This window comes from Glutamicibacter sp. BW77 (assembly GCF_002332285.1).
Classification (GTDB): domain Bacteria; phylum Actinomycetota; class Actinomycetes; order Actinomycetales; family Micrococcaceae; genus Glutamicibacter; species Glutamicibacter bergerei.
In genome coordinates this window covers 45,967-70,332 of the sequence record NZ_NRGT01000077.1, presented here as the reverse complement: position 1 = coordinate 70,332, position 24,366 = coordinate 45,967, and the positions used below count along the sequence as shown (strand labels likewise).

The 24,366-nt window shown below is 58.2% G+C and carries 22 protein-coding genes and 1 riboswitch; of the genes, 9 read left to right on the top strand and 13 right to left on the bottom strand.

Translation table 11 applies throughout. The annotated features are described in order from the left end of the window. Positions 1-44: 44 nt before the first annotated feature. Positions 45-365 carry a DUF4190 domain-containing protein gene (locus CIK74_RS16115; RefSeq protein ID WP_141392975.1) on the bottom strand — a complete coding sequence of 107 codons (321 nt, stop codon included), beginning with the start codon at positions 363-365 and terminating at the stop codon, positions 45-47. Between the two features lie 49 nt (positions 366-414). Here CIK74_RS16115 and pgm point away from each other — a divergent pair, with 49 nt between their 5' ends. After that, a complete protein-coding gene (pgm, locus tag CIK74_RS16110) occupies positions 415-2,031 on the top strand; it encodes a phosphoglucomutase (alpha-D-glucose-1,6-bisphosphate-dependent) (protein ID WP_096257276.1) in 1,617 nt (538 codons plus the stop codon). Here pgm and CIK74_RS16105 read toward each other — a convergent pair. Beyond that, on the bottom strand, positions 2,003-3,445 hold the full coding sequence (locus CIK74_RS16105) for an amino acid permease (RefSeq protein ID WP_096257274.1): 1,443 nt from the start codon (positions 3,443-3,445) through the stop codon (positions 2,003-2,005). The genes pgm and CIK74_RS16105 overlap by 29 nt on opposite strands. 76 nt (positions 3,446-3,521) lie before the next feature. Continuing rightward, positions 3,522-4,955, bottom strand: a complete 1,434-nt coding sequence (locus tag CIK74_RS16100) for an aldehyde dehydrogenase family protein (RefSeq protein WP_096257272.1) — start codon at positions 4,953-4,955, stop codon at positions 3,522-3,524. 85 nt (positions 4,956-5,040) lie between these two features. Here CIK74_RS16100 and CIK74_RS16095 point away from each other — a divergent pair, with 85 nt between their 5' ends. The 7 genes from CIK74_RS16095 to CIK74_RS16065 all read left to right on the top strand — a co-directional run bounded on the left by CIK74_RS16095 (position 5,041) and on the right by CIK74_RS16065 (position 12,892). After that, entirely contained in the window at positions 5,041-6,570 is a 1,530-nt protein-coding gene (locus tag CIK74_RS16095; protein ID WP_096257270.1) for a hypothetical protein, read from the top strand. Further along, positions 6,567-6,935 (top strand): GntR family transcriptional regulator, encoded by a 369-nt coding sequence (locus CIK74_RS16090; RefSeq protein ID WP_096257268.1) that lies wholly within the window; start codon positions 6,567-6,569, stop codon positions 6,933-6,935. Before CIK74_RS16095 ends, CIK74_RS16090 begins: the two co-directional genes overlap by 4 nt. Positions 6,936-6,970: 35 nt before the next feature. Further along, a riboswitch (TPP riboswitch) is annotated at positions 6,971-7,065 on the top strand. Then, entirely contained in the window at positions 7,055-7,849 is a 795-nt protein-coding gene (gene thiM, locus CIK74_RS16085) for a hydroxyethylthiazole kinase (protein ID WP_096257266.1), read from the top strand. It overlaps the preceding riboswitch by 11 nt. Then, positions 7,842-8,483, top strand: coding sequence for a thiamine phosphate synthase (gene thiE / locus CIK74_RS16080; protein ID WP_096257264.1), 642 nt, complete (start codon positions 7,842-7,844; stop codon positions 8,481-8,483). The genes thiM and thiE overlap by 8 nt, the downstream gene beginning before the upstream one ends. Beyond that, positions 8,480-9,916, top strand: coding sequence for a bifunctional hydroxymethylpyrimidine kinase/phosphomethylpyrimidine kinase (gene thiD, locus CIK74_RS16075; protein ID WP_096257262.1), 1,437 nt, complete (start codon positions 8,480-8,482; stop codon positions 9,914-9,916). The genes thiE and thiD overlap by 4 nt, the downstream gene beginning before the upstream one ends. 29 nt (positions 9,917-9,945) lie before the next feature. Continuing rightward, positions 9,946-11,217, top strand: a complete 1,272-nt coding sequence (locus CIK74_RS16070) for a solute carrier family 23 protein (RefSeq protein WP_096257260.1) — start codon at positions 9,946-9,948, stop codon at positions 11,215-11,217. Between the two features lie 268 nt (positions 11,218-11,485). After that, entirely contained in the window at positions 11,486-12,892 is a 1,407-nt protein-coding gene (locus CIK74_RS16065) for a sugar porter family MFS transporter (protein ID WP_096257258.1), read from the top strand. Positions 12,893-12,936: 44 nt separating this feature from the next. Here the strand turns inward: CIK74_RS16065 and CIK74_RS16060 are convergent, their stop codons facing one another. Next, entirely contained in the window at positions 12,937-16,119 is a 3,183-nt protein-coding gene (locus CIK74_RS16060; RefSeq protein WP_096257257.1) for an HAD-IA family hydrolase, read from the bottom strand. A 91-nt stretch (positions 16,120-16,210) separates the two neighbouring features. On the opposite strand from CIK74_RS16060, the gene CIK74_RS16055 reads away from it, so the two are divergent. Next, positions 16,211-17,188, top strand: coding sequence for a hypothetical protein (locus CIK74_RS16055; protein WP_096257255.1), 978 nt, complete (start codon positions 16,211-16,213; stop codon positions 17,186-17,188). A gap of 71 nt (positions 17,189-17,259) precedes the next feature. On the opposite strand, the gene CIK74_RS16050 is transcribed toward CIK74_RS16055, so the two are convergent. The 9 genes from CIK74_RS16050 to CIK74_RS16010 form a co-directional block, all read right to left on the bottom strand. After that, positions 17,260-17,976 (bottom strand): glycerophosphodiester phosphodiesterase family protein, encoded by a 717-nt coding sequence (locus CIK74_RS16050; protein ID WP_096257253.1) that lies wholly within the window; start codon positions 17,974-17,976, stop codon positions 17,260-17,262. Then, complete coding sequence (locus tag CIK74_RS16045; RefSeq protein WP_096257251.1) at positions 17,973-18,767, bottom strand: HAD family hydrolase; 795 nt, start codon at positions 18,765-18,767, stop codon at positions 17,973-17,975. The genes CIK74_RS16050 and CIK74_RS16045 overlap by 4 nt, the downstream gene beginning before the upstream one ends. After that, complete coding sequence (locus tag CIK74_RS16040) at positions 18,764-19,666, bottom strand: PfkB family carbohydrate kinase (RefSeq protein WP_096257249.1); 903 nt, start codon at positions 19,664-19,666, stop codon at positions 18,764-18,766. Before CIK74_RS16040 ends, CIK74_RS16045 begins: the two co-directional genes overlap by 4 nt. Beyond that, complete coding sequence (locus CIK74_RS16035) at positions 19,663-20,340, bottom strand: alpha/beta hydrolase (RefSeq protein WP_096257247.1); 678 nt, start codon at positions 20,338-20,340, stop codon at positions 19,663-19,665. The genes CIK74_RS16040 and CIK74_RS16035 overlap by 4 nt, the downstream gene beginning before the upstream one ends. Before the next feature lie 2 nt (positions 20,341-20,342). Then, a complete protein-coding gene (locus tag CIK74_RS16030) occupies positions 20,343-21,131 on the bottom strand; it encodes an enoyl-CoA hydratase-related protein (RefSeq protein ID WP_096257245.1) in 789 nt (262 codons plus the stop codon). 42 nt (positions 21,132-21,173) lie between these two features. Then, positions 21,174-21,893: a LysR family transcriptional regulator substrate-binding protein gene (locus CIK74_RS16025; protein ID WP_096257243.1), complete on the bottom strand. Its 720-nt coding sequence runs from the start codon at positions 21,891-21,893 to the stop codon at positions 21,174-21,176. Between the two features lie 102 nt (positions 21,894-21,995). Continuing rightward, positions 21,996-22,430 (bottom strand): universal stress protein, encoded by a 435-nt coding sequence (locus CIK74_RS16020; RefSeq protein ID WP_096257241.1) that lies wholly within the window; start codon positions 22,428-22,430, stop codon positions 21,996-21,998. Positions 22,431-22,507: 77 nt separating this feature from the next. After that, positions 22,508-23,206 carry a dienelactone hydrolase family protein gene (locus CIK74_RS16015; protein ID WP_096257239.1) on the bottom strand — a complete coding sequence of 233 codons (699 nt, stop codon included), beginning with the start codon at positions 23,204-23,206 and terminating at the stop codon, positions 22,508-22,510. Positions 23,207-23,298: 92 nt separating this feature from the next. Further along, on the bottom strand, positions 23,299-24,258 hold the full coding sequence (locus CIK74_RS16010) for a nucleoside hydrolase (RefSeq protein ID WP_096257237.1): 960 nt from the start codon (positions 24,256-24,258) through the stop codon (positions 23,299-23,301). Between the last annotated feature and the right edge of the window lie 108 nt (positions 24,259-24,366).

Genomic DNA, 24,366 nt, shown 5'->3' with positions numbered 1-24,366 from the left:
GATAATCGTTATGCTAGTCCCAAATGTCAGGAAAAACTACACGATTACGCGAAATCGTTGAGCCCGGAATAGTCGAAGTTTTCAGCATATCCAACCGAAAACCAGATGGCCCAGATGATAAACGCATAGAACAGGACACCAATAGCTAGCCCTACCCACGAGGTAATCAAGCCCGCCAGACTCAGCCCCCGGACGGTCGGTTCGCGCCGATACCCCATATGGCCGGTAATAACACCGGCCAAGGGAACTAAGATAAGTAGACATAGGCCGAGCATCGATAAGATGCCCAGCACAAGCGACGCCGTCGAAAGCCCTACTGGCTGACGTGGCTGCTGATACGGATTGCTCGGGTAGTAAGTCATCACTTTTGATTATTCTATGAACCCGGGCAGAAGCACAAAGATAAGAGAGAACATGGCCCACGAACGCGCCGGGACACCTGCCCGCGAAGCAGATCTCATCGACCTAGATACTGTCCTTGAATCTTACTCATCGATCCGCCCAGCGGCCGACAACCCAGACCAGGCAGTTATTTTCGGCACCTCCGGTCACCGCGGCAGCTCGCTGAACGGAACCTTCAACGAACTTCATATCGCGGCCATTACCCAAGCCGTGGTGGATTACCGCAAGGGTGCGGGAATCACCGGGCCAATGTACGTGGGCAAGGACAGCCATGCGCTATCCGAGCCGGCCTACCGGACCGTCCTAGAGGTCTTATCCGGCAATGATGTAGCGGTGTTTGCCGACTCAGGCCTGACGCCAACTCCTGCGGTCAGCCACGCCATCTTGGTGCACAATGCGGGTGGTGGAGACCAAGCCGATGGGCTGATTATCACGCCTTCGCACAACCCTCCTGCGGACGGTGGTATCAAATACAACCCACCACACGGCGGTCCAGCAGAATCCGAAATCACCGCACCAATCGCAGCGCGCGCCAATGAACTCATGGTCACCGGGGAAATTCTTCGCGGAACCGCTCATGCCCAAGATTTTGATTTCCGTGAACTGTACATCACCGATTTGGCTACGGTGATCGACTTTAAAGCGATTGCCGATTCTGGTATTTCGATTGGCGCCGATCCGCTAGGTGGCGCCTCGGTACATTACTGGGCCGAGATTGGCCGGCGCTACGGGTTGAACTTGACCGTGGTCAACGAACAGGTGGATCCGCGCTTTGGATTCATGACCTTAGATAAAGATGGCAAGATCCGGATGGACTGTTCCTCGGCACATGCGATGGCTTCGCTGGTAGCCAACCGCGACAAATTCGACATCTCCACGGGCAATGATGCGGATGCCGACCGCCACGGTATTGTCACCCCGGATGCCGGGCTGATGAACCCGAACCACTTTTTGGCGGTAGCGATCGATTACCTACTGACCCACCGCCCTCAGTGGCCCGCAGATGCACAAATCGGCAAGACGCTGGTCTCCTCGGTGCTGATCGACAAGGTAGTTGCCGCACACAGCCGTGTACTGCGCGAGGTGCCAGTAGGTTTCAAATACTTCGTCGAACCGCTGGCCTCAGGCAAGGTGGCGTTCTGCGGAGAGGAATCGGCTGGAGCCAGCTTCTTGGATTTCACCGGTCAGGCATTCAGCACTGACAAGGACGGGCTCATGTTGGCGCTCCTGGCCAGCGAGATTCGTGCGGTCACGGGCCAAAGCCCAAGCCAGCGCCATGCCGAGCTAGTAGCCGAGCATGGCGCAAGCTTCTACGACCGGTTTGACGCGCCGGCTAACCGTGAACAGAAATCGGTTCTGGGCAAGCTAAACCCGCAAGCTGTCACGGCAACCGAACTCGCCGGGGACCAGATCACCACAAAGCGCACCGAGGCCTCGGGTTTTGCCATCGGCGGGCTGAAGGTCTCCAGCGAGCACGCTTGGTTTGCCGCACGCCCCTCGGGAACCGAAGATATCTACAAGATTTATGCGGAGTCCACGCGTTCTGCAGAGCACCTCGCGCAGGTTTTGCGCGAGGCGCAGGTCATCGTAAATGCTGCGCTTAGCGCAGGGTCCACGGATCGATCTTAACCTCTGGTTGTTTGCGGGTCACCCACCAGTGGCCCGCCCAGAGTAGCAGGAAGAGCGGTAGACCGATGTAGCTGGAGAGCACCTCTAGCACGCGGCCTTGAACGACTGCCTCGTAGTTCTGTCCGGCGATCACCACGATCAAGATGACAAAAGCAAGGATAGGCCCCAACGGGAATAGTGGTGCCTTATAGGGCAGTTTTGCCAGGTCCTGACCACTGGCTATGTATGCCTTGCGGAACTTGTAATGACTTACCGCAATACCCACCCAGGCGATAAACCCGGAGAGTCCGGAGACATTGAGCAACCAAGTATAGGCAGAGCCCTGGCCAATAATTGCGGTGAGGAACCCGAAAAGTCCTACCGAAGCAGTCAATAACATCGCGGGGACCGGAACACCACGACGGTTTAGGCGAGCAAAGATCTTCGGGGCCTTGCCATCAAGGGCCATCGAGTAAAGCATGCGAGCTGAGGCATATAGCCCAGAGTTGCCCGCCGAGAGAATCGCAGACAGGATCACCGCGTTCATCAACGCGGCAGCAAAGGCGATACCCGCCCGCTCGAAGACCATAGTGAACGGAGAGCTGGCAATGTCAGCTTCCCCGCTGGAAAGCAGGCTCGGATCGGCGTATGGAAGCAGCGTGCCAATAATGAAGATTGCGCCCACGTAGAAGAGCATGATGCGCCAGAAGATCGCCTTGATGGCCTTGGGAATATCGCGCTGCGGATTCTCCGCTTCACCTGCGGCCACACCAACTAGCTCGGTGCCCTGGAAGGAGAAGCCGGCGATCATGAACACCGATACCACCGAAAGCCAGCCGCCCACGAAGGGCGCGTCTCCGTTTGACCAGTTGCTGAAGCCCGGGGTGCTATCACCCATAATGCCCAAGATCATCGCGATACCGCAGGCCAGAAAGACGATGACGGTGATGACCTTGATCATCGCGAGCCAGTATTCACTTTCGCCGAAGGCCTTGGTGGACAGCGCGTTCAGCCCGGTGAGTAGCAGCAAGAAGACACCCGCCCAGATCCATCCCGGAACATCTGGCAGCCAGTAAGACATGATGATGCCTGCCGCCACCAGCTCCGCGGCTACGGTAATGGCCCAGTTGAACCAGTAGTTCCAGCCGATCGCGAAGCCAAAGTGGCGGTTGACGAAGACCGAGGCGTAGGTCTGGAAGGAACCGGAGACCGGAAGCCGGGCACTCATTTCACCCAGTGATTGCATCAAGAGCAACACCATCGCGCCGATGAGCGCATAGGCCAGCAGCGATCCGCCGGGTCCAGCTTGAGCGATAGTGCCACCGGAGGCTACAAAGAGCCCGGTGCCGATAGACCCGCCAATGGCGATCATCTGCATATGGCGGGCTTTGAGACCGCGCTTTAAGCCATCGGTGGGGGCTGCGGGCTTGGTCATGCGAATGCTCCTGAATTAAGGTTTTTGGGCCTTAACAAGCATTCCACCTCGGACGACTCAACAGCTATGAACCGCGCTACAGTAAGCGATCGATAATCTTTCGCTTAGCCCAGGTATATGGAGGATATATTGCGCTCAGAGTGTCAATGACCGTCGTTTTGCTCAGTTCAGAACGAATTTGCGAAAGACGATCGAAGCCAAACTTGCCGTGATACGAGCCCATTCCGCTAGCGCCCACCCCACCAAAGGGCAATGACGGAATAACCATTTGAGCCAGTGGCGCGTTGTGCACGATGGCGCCCGCGCGCACCCGATCGGAAAAGATTGACTGCAGCCGCGGGGACTCACTCATCAGATAGGCAGCCAACGGGGAAGGGCGCGCCGCGATAAATTCGAGCGCCTCATCAAATGAGGACACCTCGATGACCGGCAGAATGGGACCGAAGATTTCCTCTGTCATCAACGGCGAGTCCAGATCAACGTTGCGCATGATGGTCGGTGCGATGCGCAGCGTTTGCTCGTCGTAGTCACCACCGTGGGCAACATCGCCCGAGTCGAGCATGCTCACAAGTCGGTCAAAGTGGTTGCGGCTGATGATGCGCCCAAAATCCTGATGGTTGATTGGATCCTTGCCGTAAAAACTGGTGATTGCCTGGCCCAGACGGTTAATCAGTGCATCGGTATCTGCGAAGGACAGCACGTAGTCCGGAGCGACACAGGTTTGGCCTGCATTCATGAACTTCGCATAGGCCAGACGCTTGGCGGTTGGCAAGAGGTGGTTATCAACCACGGCTGGGCTCTTGCCACCTAGCTCCAGCGTGGTGGGGGTCAGATGTGTCGCCGCGGCCTGCGCCACGATGCGGGCGACCTTTTCTCCGCCGGTGTAAAAAATGTGATCCCAGCGCGCTGCAAGGAGCTCCGTGGCGGTATCCACACCGCCCTCGACTACCGCATAAACCCGGGAATCCAGATACATCGGTAGGAGTTTGGCCAACACCCCGGAGGTAACCGGGGCGAGCTCGGAGGGTTTCAGTAGCGCGGCGTTACCAGCGGCGATGGCAGCAACTAACGGGGCGAGCATCAACTGCAGTGGATAGTTCCACGGCCCAATAATTAGTACTACGCCTAACGGGCGCGGCTCGACCTTTGCGATGGCCGGTTGCAGTGCGAGTGGCACCTTCACGCTAGTGGAGTCCATCCACTCTGCGAGGTGCTTCTGGGCATGGTCAATTTCCGCTCGGACCACGTCAATCTCGCTGAACTTTGCTTCCGTGGCCCCCTTCCCCAGATCCTGATTTAGCGCATCAACGAACTCCCCGGTACGTTCTGCCAGCATTTTTTCTAGGGCGCGTAGCTGCCCGGCGCGAAAACGCCGCGGGTGAGTGATGCGTGTGTCCGCGGAATGACGCAGATGTTCTAAGACCGCTGCAATACGCGAGGGATGTTCATCGACCGGTGGCGCAGAGTCGCCGACGGGATCGGGCAAAGGATTAGAGGTGAAGAGACCCATGGGTTGATGCTACTTCATTAGCTGCCAAGACCTTCCGTTTGTATCATGTAGTTGCTACATTAGTTTTCAGCCAACGAAGGAAATTATGGATCAGCTCTCCTCCGCCACATTCGGAATCGCAATCGGTGCCGCCTTGATCTACCTGTGGCTACGCTTAGTAGCCCAGCAAGACAATCGCCCGGCGCTCACCCGAGCACGCTCGCATTCCTTCTGGTGCGCGCTGATCGCTTTCTTCGTCTGCACTTCTGGCTCGGCCGGAGATCTCAAAAATACCGTCACAGGAACGGGCATTGGTGTCGCGGAGGTTATTGACGCCATCAACCCGGGCCTCTGGTTACTGCTGATCTACCTGCTGGGACTTTATTCGTGGCCGAAGTCGGTCACCGCCGTGCGTGCCGCCTCATTGGAACCTCGCTCGGTGTTCACCCCGTTGCCCCGGGCGCTGAGCCTGATTGCAGTGCTAGTATTTTTTGGCTCCGCAACCGCACTATTCTTCATCCGTGATGTCGCAGGATATCCGGCACAATTTGCCGTGGAGACCTTCGATTCCACGGGCGGCGGCGGGACTCTGCAAAGCGCTCAGGAAGGGTTGGCTGAGGCCGCAACACTCATCCCGTTATATTCTCTGAGCCTGGCTTCGTTAGGTCTTGCGCTGCTTATCGCCACGGCCTTGATTCTGTTCCGCAAACCATTGGGATCGCTGACTCCCCACGACAATCAGGTAATCCGTGCGGTCTGGCTGAATCGACTCTTACGCACCGCAATCCTTGGCTTCGCCACCGTGGGCGTGGCGGCACTGCAGTACAAGTCTTCCTGGTTACTCAACCTGTACCCCGAGGCAGATGATTATCGGATATGGCAGAACGTCGGAAATTTTGCGATGTTGCTCATTTTCATTCTTGTGGCCGCGTGGGCACCTCCCGCAAACTTTGTTAAGAATGCGGACACCGTGCCGAGCAGCGCATTTTCGCGCATGCGCGAAAATCTCTTCTCCCTAGGCTTCATCACCACCGCACTCAGCCTGGTGGGGATGGCCCTGATGCCATGGTCCAGGCAGGCCGAAATTAGCTTCGACACACGCCCCGGGGAGGATGCCCCACAGGTGATGCTGCTACTGGCCGGCTTTGTCGCCCTGTACCTCGCGTTAAACGCCGGGTACTTGGGATATGTGCACCACAGCTCCAAATCCGTTCACCACCAGGCACGAAATATCCGGAACCTTCCACGCTATGTATATATACTTGCCGGGATTTTGATCATCGTCAGTGGCTATCTACTGATCAACCCCCCATTAAAATATTTCTGGGGGCTGGTCAAAGTCGGTCCGACTTTTGCACTGCTCATGGTTCTCGCGGTCCTTGTGCTGACCGCCGGCTACATCTGGTGGGCTCGACGGGTGTCCCTACCCTGGCAGGTCAGTGCTGAGCAAGAAATTTGGTACCGTCGGGTGCTGGAATTTCGAGCGCTGCGTACCGGGACCGCTGCCATCTTAATGATGCCGGGCTGGGGCTATGCGCCAGCCCCGTACCTGTGGGCCGCTGCGGTAATCGTGTTTTGTTGCCCGGCGGTCATCTTCCTGGCTCGGCCAGCGGCGAAGGTACGTCAGCTGGTATGAGCCAACATATTTTTGTGGATCTGAATGCTGCATTGCCACCTTATGCGCAGATCCGCACGCAAATTTCTTCCCTCATTTCGCTCGGCGAGTTACCTACGGGCAGTAAGTTACCCACCGTGCGCGCGTTGGCAACCGATTTAGGAGTTGCTTCGGGAACCGTGGCGCGTGCCTATAAAGAACTTGAAGCTGCCGGGCTGGTGACCTCCCGCCGGCGTGCCGGAACCGTGGTTAACTCCGTGCCCGCTACGGAAGAGATTAGCAATGAGCTGATTGAAGCGGTGGATAAAGTGTGGCGCTTAGCCCGCGAACAAGGCATCGACGAACTGACGGTCAAAGCGCTCGTGCAACGCCGGACGCGAGGATGAACTTGATGTTCGAGCACTAACCTGAGTACGCTCGACCCAGTGACACGGGGTGTCGGATTCACCGACTGAGATGAGACCCGTCGAACCTGAACTAGTTCAAACTAGCGGAGGGATGTCGCATGACTCTAGTGACCGTTGCCCAAAAGTATCGGCAACAATCACCCTTGGTGTTTTGCCTGACCAACACTGTGGTCACAAGTTTCACCGCCAATGTACTACTAGCTTCCGGTGCGGCCCCGGCGATGACAAACCTTCCGGGAGAGGCCGGTCCTTTCGCAGCCGTAGCGTCCGCGGTATTGGTGAATCTAGGCACGCCGAGCACCGAACAACTACGCGCAATGGACGAAGCGGTGCGCGGTGCGACCAAAGCGGGAACACCTTGGGTATTGGATCCTGTGGCAGTGGGCGCCTTGCCGGTGCGCACCGAATTCGCCCGAAAGATCCTTGCCCAACACCCCACGCTAATCCGCGGCAATGCCTCAGAAATCCTCGCACTGGCTGGGTATCAGTCCACCGGGCGCGGAGTAGACGCGCAGGACACCGTATCCGCAGCGATCTCCGCAGGACGCGAACTGGCCCAGAATTACGGGAGCGTGGTGGCAATTTCTGGGGCAGCCGACGCGATTATTGATGCCACGCGCACCACCTTGGTGCATAGCAATGGCATCGGCCTGACCGGGATAACCGGGGGTGGGTGCGCGCTGGGCGCGGTGTGTGCCGGCATGCTGGCGATCACCGATGACCCGTTTGAAGCAACTATTGCAGCTCACGGCATGTATGGCCTGGCCGCCGAGAAGGCGTTGGCGCTCAGCCGCGGTCCGGGAAGTTTTGCCTCGGCTTTCCTCGACGAACTCTCATTATTCGCCCCGGAAGAACTGCTCAATCTGCGCCTTCAGGAGGCAAACCATGCGTGATCTCGGAATTTACCTCGTGGCCAACACCCAAAGCTGCCAGCCACGCAGCACCCTAGAAGTTATTGAGTCAGCGGTAGCCGCTGGAGTTCAATGGGTGCAGTTACGCGCCAAAGATGAAAGTGCTCGCGAATTTTTCGAACTGACTTGTGCCGCAGCACGGCTCACCGCCGGCAAGGCAGAATTACTGGTCAACGATCGGATCGACGTGTTTTTGGCAGCTCGCGCCGCCGGCGCCGCGGTCACAGGAATTCACATCGGCCAGAAGGATATTCCGGTTTCCTACGCCCGGAAGATCATTGGTGAGGGAATCATCGGTCTGAGTGCCTCCACCGATGAACAGCTTGCTCACGCCAATGACCAGGCGCAGTACCTAGATTATTTGGGGGTCGGCGCGATTCGCGCTACTCCCACGAAAAAAGACCATCCGACCCCAATAGGTTTAGCTGGTTTTGCCCGAGCCGCAGCACTGACCACACTGCCCTGCGTGGCAATCGGCTCGCTCACCGCAGCCGATGCGCCAGCATTACGAACCGGCGCGGCAGCCGGTATGGCCGTAGTGCGCGCCATCTGCTCCGCCGAGGATCCGCATTCGGCGAGCGCCGAACTGCTCAGTATTTGGGAGGCAGCCAAATGAGTCCAAACATTCTTTCCATCGCCGGGTCCGACCCATCCGGGGGTGCGGGGATCCAAGCAGATCTGAAGACCATCGGAGCCAATGGCGGATACGGCATGTGTGTGATTACCGCACTCACCGCGCAAAATACCCACGGCGTGGACGCAGTGCTGCCCATCGATGCGCAGTTCGTGGCTAAACAACTCACCTCGGTATCCCAGGACGTGCACATCGATGCGGTCAAGATCGGGATGCTGGCAAATTCGCAGATTGTCGCGGCGGTTGCTGCCTGGTTAGAAACGCTCAGTGCTCCGGTGGTATTGGATCCGGTAATGATCGCCACGAGCGGGGACCGGCTGCTGGAGACTGATTCGGCCTTGGACGCGTTGTTAACCCGGGCAGATGTGCTCACCCCGAATACCGCGGAACTTGCCGCGTTGCTCGGCGAGGAACAGGTCAGCAACTGGGAAGAATTGGTGGCACAGTCTGGACGTCTGGCTGCTAAATACTCGGTGCTGGTGGTGGCCAAAGGCGGGCATCTTCCCGGCGACAGGTGCCCCGATGCACTGGTTGGCCCCGAGGGGTTGATCGCCAGTTTTGATAGTCAACGGCTGTCCACAAAAAACACCCACGGTACCGGTTGTACGCTATCTAGCGCACTGGCCACACAGTATGCGCTGCTCGGCGACTGGGCCGCCGCACTGGGAGCAGCCAAAAACTACCTTCATGCGGCGATTGCCGCGGCCGATGAGCTCAAGGTGGGCAGTGGACACGGCCCGGTGAATCACTTCGCCGCGCTACTGCCGCCAGTGTACAGCGACCCGATGGCCCAGTGGTGGCGAGACATTGGTCAGCTGCGAGAAGGCATCGATGAGCTGCAGTTTATTATCGAGCTCTCCGCGGGAACCTTGGAACGCGAGAGATTCGAATATTATCTGGCCCAAGATGCCCTCTATCTGCAGCGTTACGCGCAGGTGCTCACGCAAGCCAGCACGCTAGCCCCGCAGATCGAGGCGCAGCGGTTCTGGGCTAAGGGCGCGCAGGGGATCTTGGAAGGTGAATTGCAGCTGCACCGCAGTGAATTGCGTAATTTATCTCCCGAACCGAGCGACACCACGCTGAACTACGTCAACCATCTGAGCTCCTGCGCGGGAAACTATGCGGAACTGATCGCCGCGATCCTGCCGTGTTATTGGATCTATCAGGACATCGGCAACCGGCTGAGCGCCGCAAACCATCCCGGTCACCGTTATGAGAGCTGGCTATCCACCTATAGTTCGGTCGAATTTGATGAGGCCACCGCGCAGGCGATCAACATGGTGACCGAAGCCTGGCAGCTTGCCGACCCGGCCACCCGGAGCAGAATGTGGGATGCGTTCAGGCGTTCGGCCGAACATGAGCTGTCATTCTTCGCGCAGTCTCATGCCCAGGGCGTAGACTTCTCTACGGCCTAAACGCGGGGCTACGAATTCTGGAGGAACGCATGAAGTGGAGCATTCACGGCAACGGGAAGACCATCACCGAAGGTGAGGTTGTTGCCCCGGATGAGCGGCTGCATTGGCCGCAGACCATTTCCATCGGAGTCCAGCACATTCTGGCGATGTTTGGCGCTAGCATTTTGGTGCCAACATTGACCGGTTTCCCGGTCACTACGACCTTGCTGTTTACCGGTGTCGCGACCATCATCTTCTTGCTGATGACCAAGAATAAGGTGCCCAGCTATTTGGGTTCCTCTTTTGCGCTCATTGCCCCGGTGACTGCCTCTACCGTCGGTGACGATTTCTCTGCGGCGCTGGGCGGCATCGTGATGACCGGCGCAGCGCTGTTTATCGTCGGGTTGATCGTGGCCAAGACCGGTACTCGCTGGATTCATGCGCTCATGCCCCCGGTGGTCATGGGTACCATCGTCGCGCTGATCGGCCTGAACCTGGCTAGCGCTACCCTCGCGCCGATGCGCGATTTCCCCGCCACTACCTTCTTGACGGTGCTCGCGGTGGTGCTGTCCACCGTTGCGTTTAAAGGTTTGCTGGGCCGCTTGTCTATTTTGGTGGGCCTGGTTATCGGGTACTTAATTGCGTTGGTTCAGGGCCAGGTGGATTTCACCCCGGTAGGTCAGGCAGCTTGGCTGGGCCTGCCCGCATTCCACACTCCGAGTTTCGACTTTAATGTGGCACTGATGTTCCTACCGGCGGTCTTCGTATTGATTGCGGAGAACATCGGTCACGTGCGCACCGTGGGTCTGATGACCGGCAAGGATTTATCGAAGTTTAACGGCCGCGCCTTGATGGCCGACGGCATCGGCACCGTGGTGGCAGGCGTTGGTGGCGGTTCCGCGACGACTACCTATGCGGAAAACATCGGCGTCATGGCTGCCTCGCGGGTATATTCCACCGCCGCTTATTGGGTGGCCGCAATTGCGGCCATGGCGTTGGCCTTCTTGCCGAAGTTCGGCGCACTGATCAATACCGTTCCGGTGGGAGTCATCGGCGGACTGGGGATCGTGCTGTACGGCATGATCGGTATCGTTGGTGCCCGCTTGTGGATCGAGGCGAAGGTTGATTTTGGTAACCCGATCAACTTGATGACCGCCGGCACCGGCCTGATCATTGCGATCGCAGTGACCCAAGACTTAGTCTTTGGCCAGTTCCAGATGGGTGGTATCGCGCTGGGTACGATCGCTACCCTGGTCGTTTTCCATCTGATGGCTACCGTGGCAAAACTTCGCGGAACCGACCTGACACAGGTTGATGCGTAGCTTTTGAACCGATCAACGGACCGGCATTGTGACGATGTTCACAGTGCCGGTTTTTGTTTAATCTTCAACCCGTCACGGATCACTGCTGGCGCTTCAGAATTTCGCATGAACCCGGGGTTGGTTTGCGTCGATTCCGCAGAGCCCAAAATCAAATTGTAAGGATTCTTTCCTATTTATGACGAGCGTCGCATTCCACGGCGGCCATCTCTGATGAAAAAGCCCCAAAGGGTATTTGCGACGGAGCCCAATGGCGATAGCATGAATCCTTGTGACTGCGACTACATCTGACGGAAAGATCTCCGCGCGACTCATTTTCATAGCCCTCGGTGCCGCCCTTGGCGGCTTTGTTTTCGGCTATGACTCTTCAATTGTTAACGGCACCGTGGACGCTGTCGAACACGAGTTTGGACTCAACGCCGTGACCATTGGTTTCACCGTGTCCTGCGCCCTGCTCGGCGCGGCCATCGGTGCGTGGATCGCCGGCATGGTCTCCGAACGCGTCGGCCGCGTTCGCACCATGGTGATCGCCTCGGCGATGCTCCTGGTTTCCGCACTGGGTTGCGGACTGTGCTTCAGCGAGGTTGACCTGATCGTCTGGCGCATCGTCGGCGGCATCGGCGTCGGCTTCGCCTCGGTGATCGCCCCGGCCTACATTGCCGAGGTCTCCCCGGCACAGCACCGCGGACGCTTAGGATCCATGCAGCAGATGGCCATCGTATTGGGCATCTTTGTGGCCTTCCTGGTCAGCGCACTGCTGGTATTCGTCATGGGATCGGCGGACGCTATCGGATGGTTCGGCCTGGCCGCGTGGCGCTGGATGTACCTGTCCTTGGCAATCCCGGCAATCATTTACGGGGTACTAGCCCTGCGCCTGCCAGAATCCCCGCGCTACCTTGTCGAACGCGGACGCTACGTTGAGGCCGCTACCGTGCTGACCCGCGATATGGGCATGGTTCCCGGGGCTGCCACCGAAGCCAAAATCGAGGAAATCCGCAACACCGTGCACGTTGAACGCCGTCAGGTGTTCAAGGACCTGCTCGGCCGTTTCGGTTTCCACCCACTGGTCTGGGTAGGCATCCTGCTCTCCGTGTTCCAGCAATTTGTCGGCATCAACGTGATCTTCTACTACTCCACCACCCTGTGGAAGTCTGTCGGCTTCGCCGAATCCGACTCGTTCACCATCTCGCTGATTACCTCGATCACCAACGTGGTCGCCACGATCGTTGCGGTGCTGCTGATTGACGTACTGGGACGCAAGCTGCTGCTGATGATCGGTTCCACCATCATGACCCTGTCTCTGGGCATGATGGCAGTTTCCTTCGCCCAATCGGTCACCATCGACGGCGCCGTATCCCTGCCGGGCAACTGGGGCATCGTGGCGCTGGTCTCCGCGAACCTGTTTGTGGTTGGCTTCGGCGCGACCTGGGGTCCTGCGGTGTGGGTACTGCTTGGTGAGATCTTCCCGAATTCCATTCGCGCGCTGGCCCTCGGTGTGGCTGCCTCCGCTCAGTGGATCGCCAACTTTGCCGTTTCCACCACCTTCCCCTCGCTGGCCGAGACCGGTCTGGCGCTGGCCTACGGTATCTACGCGTTCTTCGCCTTGCTTTCGCTGATCTTCGTGATCTTCATGGTGCGCGAAACCAAGGGACGCCAGCTCGAGGAAATGACCCTGTAAAAAGTTCATAAAAAAATTGGCGGACCAAACGGTCCGCCAATTTTTTATTTCCAGGGGTTATTAGGCACCTCGGCCCCGGCGTCAAGCTGCAACGAGAGCACGTGTTCTAAGCTGGGACGCCCGGAAAGCTGCGGTCCTTGATCGGCAAGCGATACCCGCTGGCGCTGCTCAGGCTCCAGCACAATCTCTTCCCCACGCACCCAGACGCTTTGTGGTCCTTGCCCTGCGAGGTTAAATTCGATACCCGTAGCATCGAGGCGCACCCCGATCACCGAACCGTTGAAGGCCAGCTTGAACCGCATGGATCGAAAGCTCTGCGGCAGCCGCGGATCGAAGCGCAAGCACTGGTCGTCATCGCGCAGTCCTGCGAAGCCGTTGACCAGCGCGGCCCACACTCCACCGGTAGAGGCCACATGCACTCCGTCGGCAGTATTGCCGTGAAGATTCTCCAGATCCACATTCAGCGCGTGTTCGAAGTAGTTGAACGCAAGTTCCCGGTAGCCAACCTCGGCCGCGAGAATCGATTGGACCGTCGCGGAAAGCGTCGAGTCCCCGGTGGTCAACGGATCATAGTAGTTGAAGTCTGCCAATTTCTGTTCGGCGGTGAAGTCGCTGGAGCGAAGCCACAGGGCAAGCACCGTGTCGGCCTGCTTGATGACCTGGAAGCGGTAGATCACCAATGGGTGGTAGTGCAGCAGCAACGGACGTTTTTCTGGCCCGCTGGCCTCCAGATCCCAGACCTCGCGATTCAGGAAATGGTCGTCCTGCAGGTGGATCCCCACCTTATCCGAATAGGGGATGTGGATCCGATCGGCCGCCAGCTGCCAGGTGTCGATCTCCGCGGATTCAAGTGCCAGTTTTTGGGCCAGCTGAGCATAGAACTTCGGGTTCCTGGAGGCCAGCTCGCGCAGCAGCTGGGCCGAGCGGCGCAGGTTAAAGCGTGCCATCACGTTCGTGTAGGTGTTGTCGTTGACCACCGCGGTGTACTCATCCGGGCCGGTCACCCCGTGAATGTGAAAGCTGCGTTGTTCTCCGGAACCACGCCAGAATCCCAAGGAGGCCCACATGCGAGCGGTGCCCACCAGAATTTCCGCCGCACCCGCCTCGAGGAATTCGTCATCGCAGGCAGCGTTGAGATAGCGGTCCAGTGAATACACTACGTCGGCGTTGATGTGATACTGCGCGGTGCCCGCCGGATAGTAGGCGCTGGCTTCCTCGCCGTTGATGGTGCGCCATGGGAAGAGCATGCCCTCTTCGTTCATGATGCGCGCGCGTCTGGTGGCTGCCGGGATCATTGAAATGCGGGCCCGGAGGGTATTACGCGCCCACTGCTGATTGGTATAGGTCAAAAACGGCAGCACGTAGATTTCGGTGTCCCAAAAGTAGTGCCCGGAATATCCGTTGCCGCTGACCCCCTTGGCGCTGATGCCCAGGCCGTCGGCACGCGCCGAGGCCTGAGCCAGCTGGAAGAGATTCCAGCGGATCTTGCGCTGCAGACTCGGGTCATCGCTGTCCACCAGCACGTCGCTGCGCTGCCAGTAGGACTTCATAAAGGCGCGCTGGGTGCGGAAATGCTCATCGATGCCTCGAGGCACTAGACGATCCAGGGCACGGGTGGAACGCAGCAGCATTTCCTGGGCCGGGTGGCGGCGTGAGGAGTGGTAAACCGCGAACTTTGCCACACGCAGCCCTTGACCCGCCTCGAGGTTTGCGCTGGATACCTCGTCGGCCCGGTCCGGTTGTGCCGAACGCTCCGTATGCACTTGGGCGGTAGCACCGCCGGTGGTGTCCACCAGATGTTCCATAACCGCCGAAACCGACATCTTGGAACCTGCCACGTTGTAGGCTAGCCCGAGTCGGGCGCCGCTGGCGATATGCCCCGCGGGGTGCAAGGGATTCTCGGAAGCTTCATCGGATTTGCGCGGATCCTTGCCTGAATCCATCTCGGCCGGGGAAGAAACTTCAGGTTCGGAGCGATAGCCGATCACCGAGGATTGAACCAACACATGCCCCGGGGCATCGAGCAGGCGCACGTGCAGGTCCTGCAGCGCCAAGTGGCGATCGCTGAAGGAAATCATGGTTCGAGCGGTCACCGCCACCCGATGGCCTTCTGCGGTGCGCCAGAGGGTCTGGGATATCAGGGTACCTTCACGGAAATCGAGGCGCAGGTCATCGCGCAGCATCTCGGTACGGCCCACCTCGAGGGCCTCATCGTTGATGAACACACGCAAGGTGCGAAAATCCGGGGCGCTAATCATCGTCTGCCCGGTTTCGGCCAGCCCAAAAGCGCTTTCGGCGTGGCGGATCTGCCAGGTTTCATGCAGCCCGTTGATGAAGGTGCCGGCCACCTGTTCACCGAGTCCCACCTGCGCGGAACGGGTTCCAAGGAACCCATTGCCAAGGGAGAAAACGGTATCTTGGGCTCCCGTATGGTCACGTTCGCTGTCCCGCGTGATGGACCAGGGATCAAAATTCCAGGCCCGAATCGCCGAGGAGGACACCAGTTCGCTCAGATCCTCCACGACAAAGTCGGCGCCGGCGGCCAGGAGCTGATCTGCATTATCCTCGCGGGCCACACCGACCACCATGAAACCGCCAGCCCGGGCGGCTTTTACCCCGCTGCTGGCGTCTTCGATCACCACGCACTCTTCGGGGCGCCAGCCAAGGTCTTTGGCGGTGGCCACGAAGGTGTCCGGGTTAGGCTTGCCGGGAAGCTGGCGCGCTTCAGCCTCGCGCCCGCCCATGACGGTAGTGAAGTGCGTCGAAAGCCCGGCGGCTTGGAGTACCGCATGAGCATTACGCGAGGAGGAGACCACGGCTACGTCTAAGCCGACGTCCAAGGCTTGTTGCAGGTACTCGCTGGAGCCCGGATATGGGGCGATGCCATCTCGTTCCAGCACGGTGGTGAACACCGAATTTTTCAGATTACCCAGAGCACAGACCGAATCGGTTCCGGCGTGATCCTCCGGGTCTCCGTAAGGCAGCACAATATTTCTGGAGGCGAGCACCGCGCTGACTCCTTCATAGCGCGGTCTGCCGTCGAGCAAGTCAAAATAGTCTTGTTCCGTATAAGGCGGCACGCCCGGATGTTCTTGGGTGAAAAATTCTGTGAAGAGTTCATTCCATGCGGCGCGGTGTAGCAGCGCGGTCGGAGTGAGCACGCCATCCAAATCAAAAAGGACGGCCTTAAAGTCACGGTGCCGGTAGGTCGGACGGGTAGCGTTCACGATCGAAATCCTTCGAAAGAGGGCAATGAATGGCCGTAGTCCCCACCGTAGCAAGTGATTCCACTTGCTACGACATACTACGATTAGGAATGTGGCTCAGTGGATAGATGTATGGAATAGCGAGCAATGGCGTGAAGATGCCGCCGGCTGGATCGATGAGGCCTGTGCGGCTTACGGCATCGAGCGTGTTGCAGGACCGGATTTTTGGCCGGCTTCTCTGCATCAGATCTCGGCGTTGGTAGGAACCGACGCGGCAGATCTGGTGTTTAGCGCGAACGCGCCCGGGTTGACGGCCGAGGCCGCCATCACGATTACCGCCGGTGAATTGATTCCGGACCGTGTGGTCATGCCGTTGGCGATCGACCGCGTGGCCGGGTATATGCTCTCCCCCGATTTTGGTCATACCTTGGCCGATTTGAAGGACAGCGTCGAAAACTGGCAACTGGCGCTGGCTTCGCTCGGTTCCTTCCAGGTTGCACTGATGGGCAACGAAGAGGCCTTCTTCGACGTGGGCATGCCGGTGGTAGATCCGCAGTTCTTGGCAGAACAATTTGAGCAGGCGTTGAGCATGCACGTCTCGCTCGATGCCCAGCATCCATTACATCTGGATCCGCAGCAAGCCGACGAGCTACACCGCCATGTCTCCACACTCTCTGATGCCTGTGCGGCCTTGCATCGTGGCCCGGTCCCGTTGAGCTTGGAACACGGGGCCTTCGACTTAGCCCAGGCAGTGGTTCCCGCCGAGCAAGGTCAGCAAGCCCGGATCATCAATTTTGCAGCTGCGCACTGGGCTCACCCATTCTCATCGTTGGCCGCCCCGCTGGCTGCAATGACTCAGGCTTGGAATTGCCGAACCGATGACGAACGAGTCATGCGAGTTTTAGGTGCCTACCTAGCAGAGTTTGCTGCCTACGGTAACGCCGATGAGCTTTACGATCTGATTGCGCCGGCTTGTCTGGTTGCGCCGCTATCCCAGCATGAAACCTGGCTACGGTTGCTCCTTGACGCAAGCGAGGCACAGCTCCAAGAACACGCACCGCTGGTCTTAGATACATTGTCGGTACGTTAACAAGCATTAAACAGCCTGGCGCGGAATTAAATATTCCGCGCCAGACTTATATGCAGATCAGGTTGCAATTTCTAACCTAAGACCTGCAACAGGAGTTCGGCGTCATCGCTCATAATGGCGTCAACTTTTTTCTCGATCAGCGCGCGCATGGTCGGCTCATCGTCGATAACCCAGACATGGACCTGCAAGCCAGCGCGCTGTACGGCCTTGATAAATCTGAGTGTAACCACGGGTAAAACACCGTACTTCAACGGCACTTGCACCGCCCAAAACCCTTGAGCCAGACTGTGTGGAATCCGCGCAAAAAGAGTCGCACATAGCCAAATAAGCGCCATCTGTCGCATGCCCGGGGAGCGCCGGACCGGGGCAGAAATTAGGTGCTGCACCGCGGCACTGCGCGAGCTATCAAAAGAGGCCAGCGCGATCTGCTGGTGACATCCAAGTTCCTCGATGAGCTTGGCCAGCGGGGCAATGACCCGCTCATCTTTGACATCGATATTAAGCACAGCGTTCGGGAAGCTGCGCAGTAATTCGCGGAGCGTGCACAGCGGTTGGCCTCCGGCTCGCACCGTGGCCAGTTCTTCATCGGTACGCTCATGCAATGGCCCCTGAGCATCGGTGACCCGATCTAGCGTTTCGTCGTGGAAGGCATAGACGGTTCCATCCTTGGAGGCGCGCACATCCGTCTCCAGATGAGTGATTCCCAGATCCCAGGCCCGCTGAAAGGCTATGAGCGTATTCTCTTCATCGCCGAATCGAATGCCGCGATGTGTGAATGCATAGGTCATTTCAGCAGCTTCTCAATCACCTGTGCAACACCGTCTGCCTCAATGGTGTCCGCGGTGTGTTGCGCGGTGGCTAGGGCTAAGGGATGGCCTGAGGCCATCGCATAACCATGGCCGGCGTATTCGAGCATCTCCAAGTCGTTGGGCATGTCACCGAAGGCCATCACCTCATCGGCGCTGATCCCCAATTCACGGCAGTACACATCTAAGGTGGTGGCCTTGTGGATGTCTACATGCGCCATCTCCAGTAACGAGACCCCGAAGGCCGAGTGGGTGACCGAGAGTAGTTGAGTTAATTCGGGAGCCACAGCAGCGTAGAAATCATCAATAGGCAGAGATTTGGACCTGGCCAAAAACTTGACGATACCTTCTTGATCGATGGCTTCCGAGTTCAGGTCCAAGACCGATTGGCTTCCCAACGTACGATTTTGTTCGGCAAAGTTCGCGCCAAGGTGTAATCCACGCGTGGTTTCGGCGGCAAAAGCCGCGTTCGGTTCATGTTCCAAGATAATCTGCTCCGCCTGTTTGGCGGTAGCCGCGGTGAGAGTCCGCGACCAGATGACCCGGTCTTGTTCTAAATCGTAGAGCACGGCGCCGTTAGAGCAGATCACCGTGCCCATACCTCCAAAGGCTTCGATAATGGGCGTGAGCCAGCGAAACGGCCTACCGGTCACAAAAACGATGTGAATACCGGCATCTCGAGCGTCTAGAAACGCACGACGGGTACGTTCACTGATATTACCCTCACGGTCCACGATGGTGCCATCTAGATCAGAGGCGATCAGCTTGATCATGAAAGTTCCCCGCGGTGCGGCGGGTTCGCCCCGGCACGGCCTACCGTTACCGACGCCGCATGAGCGGCAAAAATCAGTGCCTGTTCCAAATGGTTAGCTTCTAGTCGAGAAAGTTTTTCACGGTTTGCGGCGCCGATCATTCCACGTTCGGCAAGCCAGCATAAGAGAGCAGCGGTAAACGTATCTCCGGCGCCGACGGTATCGGTCACCTCGACCGAGGGGGCGCTGTATTCGGCTTCACCGGCACGTACCACGCCCCAGGATCCACGTGATCCGGCGGTCGCCACAACGATTGCTGGGCCCATCGCCAACCAGGCACGAGCCGACTCATGCACCGAACGCATCGGATAGAGCCATTTCAGGTCAATTCCGGAGACACGCACCACGTCTGCTTGGCCGACAAAACGTTCAACTTCTGCGACGGTTTGCCCATGGTTTGTCACCAGCGAGGGACGCAGATTTGGATCGTAGCTGATGGTGGCATGAGAGCGAGCTGCGGCCAGCAACGGGAGCAGTTCGGCCGGGCTGAAGAGTGTAGCTATGGAGCCGGTGTGGACCAGTTCGGCGTCTTGGGCGAGTTCCGGGCCCACCGTTGGCATTTGCCAGAAGGCGTTAAATGCGAAGGTCGCGCCGCCGGCTGGATCCAAAATTCCATGGGCAATCACCGTCGGCTCATCATCGGCACCGCCAAGGTATTTGACGTTATTTGCTGACAGGAAACGCTCAATGGTCGCACCCTTATCATCATGTCCCCAACGGGTGATGAGCGTACCGGGGTACCCGAGGCGGGCCAACGCGACGGCAACGTTGAGCGGGCTTCCGCCCACAAATTCTTGCGCCGGGGCGATTCCTGAGGCCAATACGTCGACTAGTGCCTCGCCAATGACCGTCGGGTTCATCGTGCTCCTTTGTAATGCAGCGGGTACAGCTGTTTAACACATGCCTCCCACTGGTGGCTTGACGGATCGATCCAGCTGAAATGGTCGCCGTCAAAAATCCGCAGGGTGTGTTGTTGACCCAGCGCCGCGGCATGGTCTGCCGCACGCCGTGCAATTTTCACCGGGACATCCGCATCGGCCCGTCCATGAAAGATTACGACACGTGCTGGCATCGGCCATAATTCCACGGGGTTCACCGAGGATAAATCCGCGTCGCCGAGCATTTCATCTACCGCATCATTGCTCAACCGCAAGGTTTTAGCCAGCTGCAAATCCAATAGTCCCGCCTGCGAAATGACCTGCGTGACGCGCTCTTCATGCGCGGCAAGCAACGAGGCTAGATGCCCGCCGGCGGAATGCCCAATGAGCGTAATCGGGCCTTCTTCTTTGATCAGCGCCAGCGCGAGCCGGGCATCTGCCAGCATCTGTGCTGCGCTGCCCGGCCCACGCCGGTATTCAAGGTTATAGGTGGGGATACCTCGAGCGGCCAGGTCCATGGCCAGTGCTTCACCGAGCTGCGCGGTATATTTTTCGCGCCAATATCCGCCATGAATGATCATCACCGCACCAAGCGCGGTAACCTGTTCCGGCGCATAAAAGCGTAACCACTGATCCTGATGCGCCCCGTAATGCATGGTTAGTTTCCGGGAAAATCTGCGGCGCGCTTTTCGACAAAGGCGGCGCGGCCTTCCACGGAGTCAGCGGTGTTAAACGCTTCGGTAAAGCTCTGCGCTTCGATCTTTAGGCCGTCGTGAACGTTCAGTGCATCCATGGTGACCATCGCACGCTTTGCGTTGGCTACGGCCATCGGGGAAACCTTGGTCAGCTCATCGATGGTTGCCACCGCCTGAGCAAGCAGTTCTTCAGGAGCCACCACACGATTAACCAGACCAATGCGTAGCGCCTCGGCGGCCTTGATTCGGCGTCCGGTGAAGATCAACTCACGCGCCATCGCGTTACCGACTCGGCGCGGTAGCCGAACCGAACCGCCAAAGCCTGGCACCAGACCCAAGGTTACTTCGGGCTGGCCGAAGCTGGCGCGCTCCGAGGCGTAAATGAAGTCACAGGCTAAGGCGAGTTCACAGCCACCACCGAGGGCAAAACCGTTCACGGCGGCGATCACTGGAATCTGCAAAGATTCTAGACGTTCGGTGAGCACGTGCATACGGCGTCCGTAGGCCAAAGCCGCATCGGCGTCCATGGAGTTCATCTGGACAATATTTGCGCCCGCGATAAATGCTTTCTCTCCGGCACCGGTGAGCACCACACCGCGGTGCTTAAACTCGCTGGCTTCAAGGTAGTCCACCGCGCGTTCGAGGTCCGCGACAACCTCCAAGGCCAGCGCGTTCATTGAGGCGGGCTGATTGACGGTCAGGATGAGGGCTGCGCCCTGTGTGGTCATGGTGAGGGTATCAAATTGCTCCATGCTGATCACTCTCTCATGTCGCACGCTTACCTGACTAGGAAATTACCGGCGTTTGCCGGTTTTTGCTCCGCCCGAGCGAGCCTTGGCCTTGGCTTTCTTTTCCTGTTTGGCGCGCAATTTCGCTTTATCCTTCGCCGCAGCCCGCAATTTGTCGTTGCGTTCTTTGGCTACCTGCTGGGTGTTACGCACCGAAGCTTGGCGCGAAGAATTTGCCCCGCGTCCGCGCACAATTCCAATAAATTCATCAACCAGCTCGGAATCTTCAAGTCCGGTTGGCCACGCGATGCCGACATGTGTGGTGTTTCCACCATCAATTTCCCGGTACACCACGTCCTTGCGCTGATAGAGCCGGGCGATGCTCTGTGGAACACGCAATACCTGCGCCCCGGAGGCGACAACTTCCATCGCAGTGGGCACCCCGCCGACTTCCTCGGGGTAATCGTTTAAGTTAAGTTGCGGAAATTTAGCGGCGTCCGCTTCGGGGATCTTCTCTTCGTAGTACTCAACATCGTGGTCCTTGGCGGCGCAGACGACCTCGAGCTCATCGTAAAGCGGAATCAAGTGACGGGTGTCGTCCTTGGGTGAGGATCCCGCATAGCGCACAAACACAGCGTCAGCCTGGTCGCTGGCCAGCAGTTCAAGGATGTCTTCACCGTCGTAGCGGGTCGCCGCCAGCGTTACCTGCGGGTAGCGTTCGGTGAACCGATCCATCCACTTACCCGGAGTGACGCCTGCTACGTAGGAAATTCGAAGTGTGTGCACGGTTAAATCCTACTGGTCTTTGAGGCGTGAACGATCCGATTAACGCGGTACGGCGGGCTCGGATTACTCCGTGCCCGCCGCAGCTAAAGATTAAACTACTTGCTACTTGCCGTCAGTCTTGACTACAAGCACATCGCAGGGAGCCGAGTGGGCTACCGAGGAAGCAACCGAGCCGAGCACGCGGCCCAGACCCTTCATGCCTACGTTGCCCACGACGATCATCGAGGCACCGCGCTCGGTGGCGTCGGAGATCAACACGTCACCTGGCTTGCCGTGACCGGCAGCGGCGCTGATCTTCACGCCTGGTACGGCGTTGCGCACGTCGTTGGCCACACGCTGAGCCAGCTTGCGGGCCTGCTCTGCGTCGTCCAAGATCCAGGTGTCGCTACCAATGGAAACTACTTCGGTGTTATCCGAAGCGTGTGCGGTGAGCACCACCAATTCGGCGTCGATCTTCACTGCGAGCTCGGCTGCACGGCGGGCCGCACGCTGTGCGGTTTCGGAACCGTCAACACCAACGAGGATGATTTCTGACATTATTTCTCCTTGAATAGGGATTGCTTCGTAAGTATTTTGAGACAGACACCAACTGTGATGCCTACCACTTTATGCGCTTAGCTGGCTTTTTGTCGCAAAAAGTCCACGGCGCGCTGCCAGGCAAGGGCGGCAAGCTGTGCGTCGTAGTTTCCCGCAGGATTCTCATCGTTGTGGAAAGCATGCTTGCCGTCGTAGTAAAAGTACTGAACTTCGGCTCCGGATTCTAAGCGAATCTGTTCTTCTTGAGCCTTGGCATCCGCGACGGGGTACAAGTCGTCAAAGTTCGCGTAGTGACCTTGAACCGCGGCGCGCACACCACTGAAATCATTGGGCACACCCTGCCCGACACCGTAAAACGGAACCGCGGCACTAATTTTTTCACCCTGCTGGGCTGCCAACTGCAGGACAAAACCGCCACCCATGCAGAAACCAATAGTTCCCAGCTTGGTGCTGGTGACAGACTCGCTCGCCAATAGGTAGTCGACTGCTCCGGAGAGCAGTTCGGCACCCCGCTCTTCGGGCAGCTGTGACATCATCTGGCCGGCTTCTTCACCGTCATGGGTGATCGCACCGCCATAAAGGTCTGGAGCCAAGGCGACAAAACCTTGGGCGGCGAGGCGGTCTGCGATATCGCGGATATGGTCGGTCAGTCCCCACCATTCCTGGATGACGATCACGCCGGGGCCTTTACCGGATTCGGGAAGCGCAAGATATCCGTGCGCCTGCGTTCCGGACGATTCAAAAGTTACGTTCTGGTGCGGGGTTTTGACTGCCACTTCGCCTCCTGAGCTGTATTTATCTCCAGTCTATGCATGCCGTAGGTGCTTTGGCATTGACTGCCATCACAATTTAAGACATTTTGCCTAGACTACGCTGTTAGATCGACCTCACCGATGCGTTCGAGTGAATCAACCACCAGATCCCAGAAGCGTTCATGGTCCAGATCAACCGCCACCGAGGTATGGCAATCTTCGGCGGCCGGGGCACGCAAATCGGCTACGGTCATGCCTAGGGTGAGCTCCCCACGTAGTTCAACACTGACCGGGGCGCGCAGCGTGCGCACCACTGTTGGGTCAATGACATAGGCGACGGCACAAGGGTCATGTACCGGAGGAGCATCAAAGCCCTGATGATCCAGGTAGGCCTGCGCAAAGAAGTCCATCAATTCGCGAACGAATTTTGCCGGCCCCGTGCCGACCTTTTCGATGCGCTGCACCACTTCCTTGGTGGCAAGGGCCTGGTGGGTGAGGTCCAGTCCGACCATGACCACCGGCCACTTTTCGTTAAAGACGATGTGGGCGGCTTCCGGGTCGATTTTGATGTTAAATTCGGCTACCGCGCTCCAGTTACCGGTATGGTAACCGCCGCCCATCAACACCACTTCGCGTACGCGCTCAACGATTCGCGGTTCGCGGCGAACCGCCAGCGCGATATTTGTCAGCGCTCCGGTGGGAACCAAGGTGATCTCCCCCGGCTCATGAGACATGATCAATTCGATAATCAGATCTACCGCGTGACGCTCGTCAAGCACTATGCGTGAGGCCGGTTGCGCCGGACCATCCATGCCGGATTCACCGTGGACCTCCGGGGCGTTTTCTATCTCGCGAACCAACGGGCGGGCACACCCAGCAGCAAAAGGTACACCGGTAATTCCGGCAATAGTGCCCACCACTAGCGCGTTATCGGTGACTTTCTCCAGAGTTTGATTACCTACGACGGTAGTTACCGCGAGCAATTCGATCTGCGGGTTTCCGTGCGCCAATAAAATAGCGACCGCGTCGTCGTGCCCCGGATCGCAGTCAAGGATGATCTTGCGTGGTGTGCTCATGTACGCCCCTGGTCCGTCCGATAACAAAATATCGGGAGTTAGTTGGTTATTGAGCCTAATTCTTCCCGCTCAAACCCAAGCAGTCAAGCGCTTAACTAAACGGCTTGC

Excerpts from the sequence above, each read along its gene's own strand:
- pgm (WP_096257276.1), top strand. The coding sequence starts at position 415 with ATGGCCCACGAACGCGCCGGGACACCTGCCCGCGAAGCAGATCTCATC.
- CIK74_RS16105 (WP_096257274.1), bottom strand. The coding sequence starts at position 3,445 with ATGACCAAGCCCGCAGCCCCCACCGATGGCTTAAAGCGCGGTCTCAAA.
- CIK74_RS16100 (WP_096257272.1), bottom strand. The coding sequence starts at position 4,955 with ATGGGTCTCTTCACCTCTAATCCTTTGCCCGATCCCGTCGGCGACTCT.
- CIK74_RS16095 (WP_096257270.1), top strand. The coding sequence starts at position 5,041 with ATGGATCAGCTCTCCTCCGCCACATTCGGAATCGCAATCGGTGCCGCC.
- CIK74_RS16090 (WP_096257268.1), top strand. The coding sequence starts at position 6,567 with ATGAGCCAACATATTTTTGTGGATCTGAATGCTGCATTGCCACCTTAT.
- thiM (WP_096257266.1), top strand. The coding sequence starts at position 7,055 with ATGACTCTAGTGACCGTTGCCCAAAAGTATCGGCAACAATCACCCTTG.
- thiE (WP_096257264.1), top strand. The coding sequence starts at position 7,842 with ATGCGTGATCTCGGAATTTACCTCGTGGCCAACACCCAAAGCTGCCAG.
- thiD (WP_096257262.1), top strand. The coding sequence starts at position 8,480 with ATGAGTCCAAACATTCTTTCCATCGCCGGGTCCGACCCATCCGGGGGT.
- CIK74_RS16070 (WP_096257260.1), top strand. The coding sequence starts at position 9,946 with ATGAAGTGGAGCATTCACGGCAACGGGAAGACCATCACCGAAGGTGAG.
- CIK74_RS16050 (WP_096257253.1), bottom strand. The coding sequence starts at position 17,976 with ATGACCTATGCATTCACACATCGCGGCATTCGATTCGGCGATGAAGAG.
- CIK74_RS16045 (WP_096257251.1), bottom strand. The coding sequence starts at position 18,767 with ATGATCAAGCTGATCGCCTCTGATCTAGATGGCACCATCGTGGACCGT.
- CIK74_RS16040 (WP_096257249.1), bottom strand. The coding sequence starts at position 19,666 with ATGAACCCGACGGTCATTGGCGAGGCACTAGTCGACGTATTGGCCTCA.
- CIK74_RS16035 (WP_096257247.1), bottom strand. The coding sequence starts at position 20,340 with ATGCATTACGGGGCGCATCAGGATCAGTGGTTACGCTTTTATGCGCCG.
- CIK74_RS16030 (WP_096257245.1), bottom strand. The coding sequence starts at position 21,131 with ATGGAGCAATTTGATACCCTCACCATGACCACACAGGGCGCAGCCCTC.
- CIK74_RS16020 (WP_096257241.1), bottom strand. The coding sequence starts at position 22,430 with ATGTCAGAAATCATCCTCGTTGGTGTTGACGGTTCCGAAACCGCACAG.
- CIK74_RS16010 (WP_096257237.1), bottom strand. The coding sequence starts at position 24,258 with ATGAGCACACCACGCAAGATCATCCTTGACTGCGATCCGGGGCACGAC.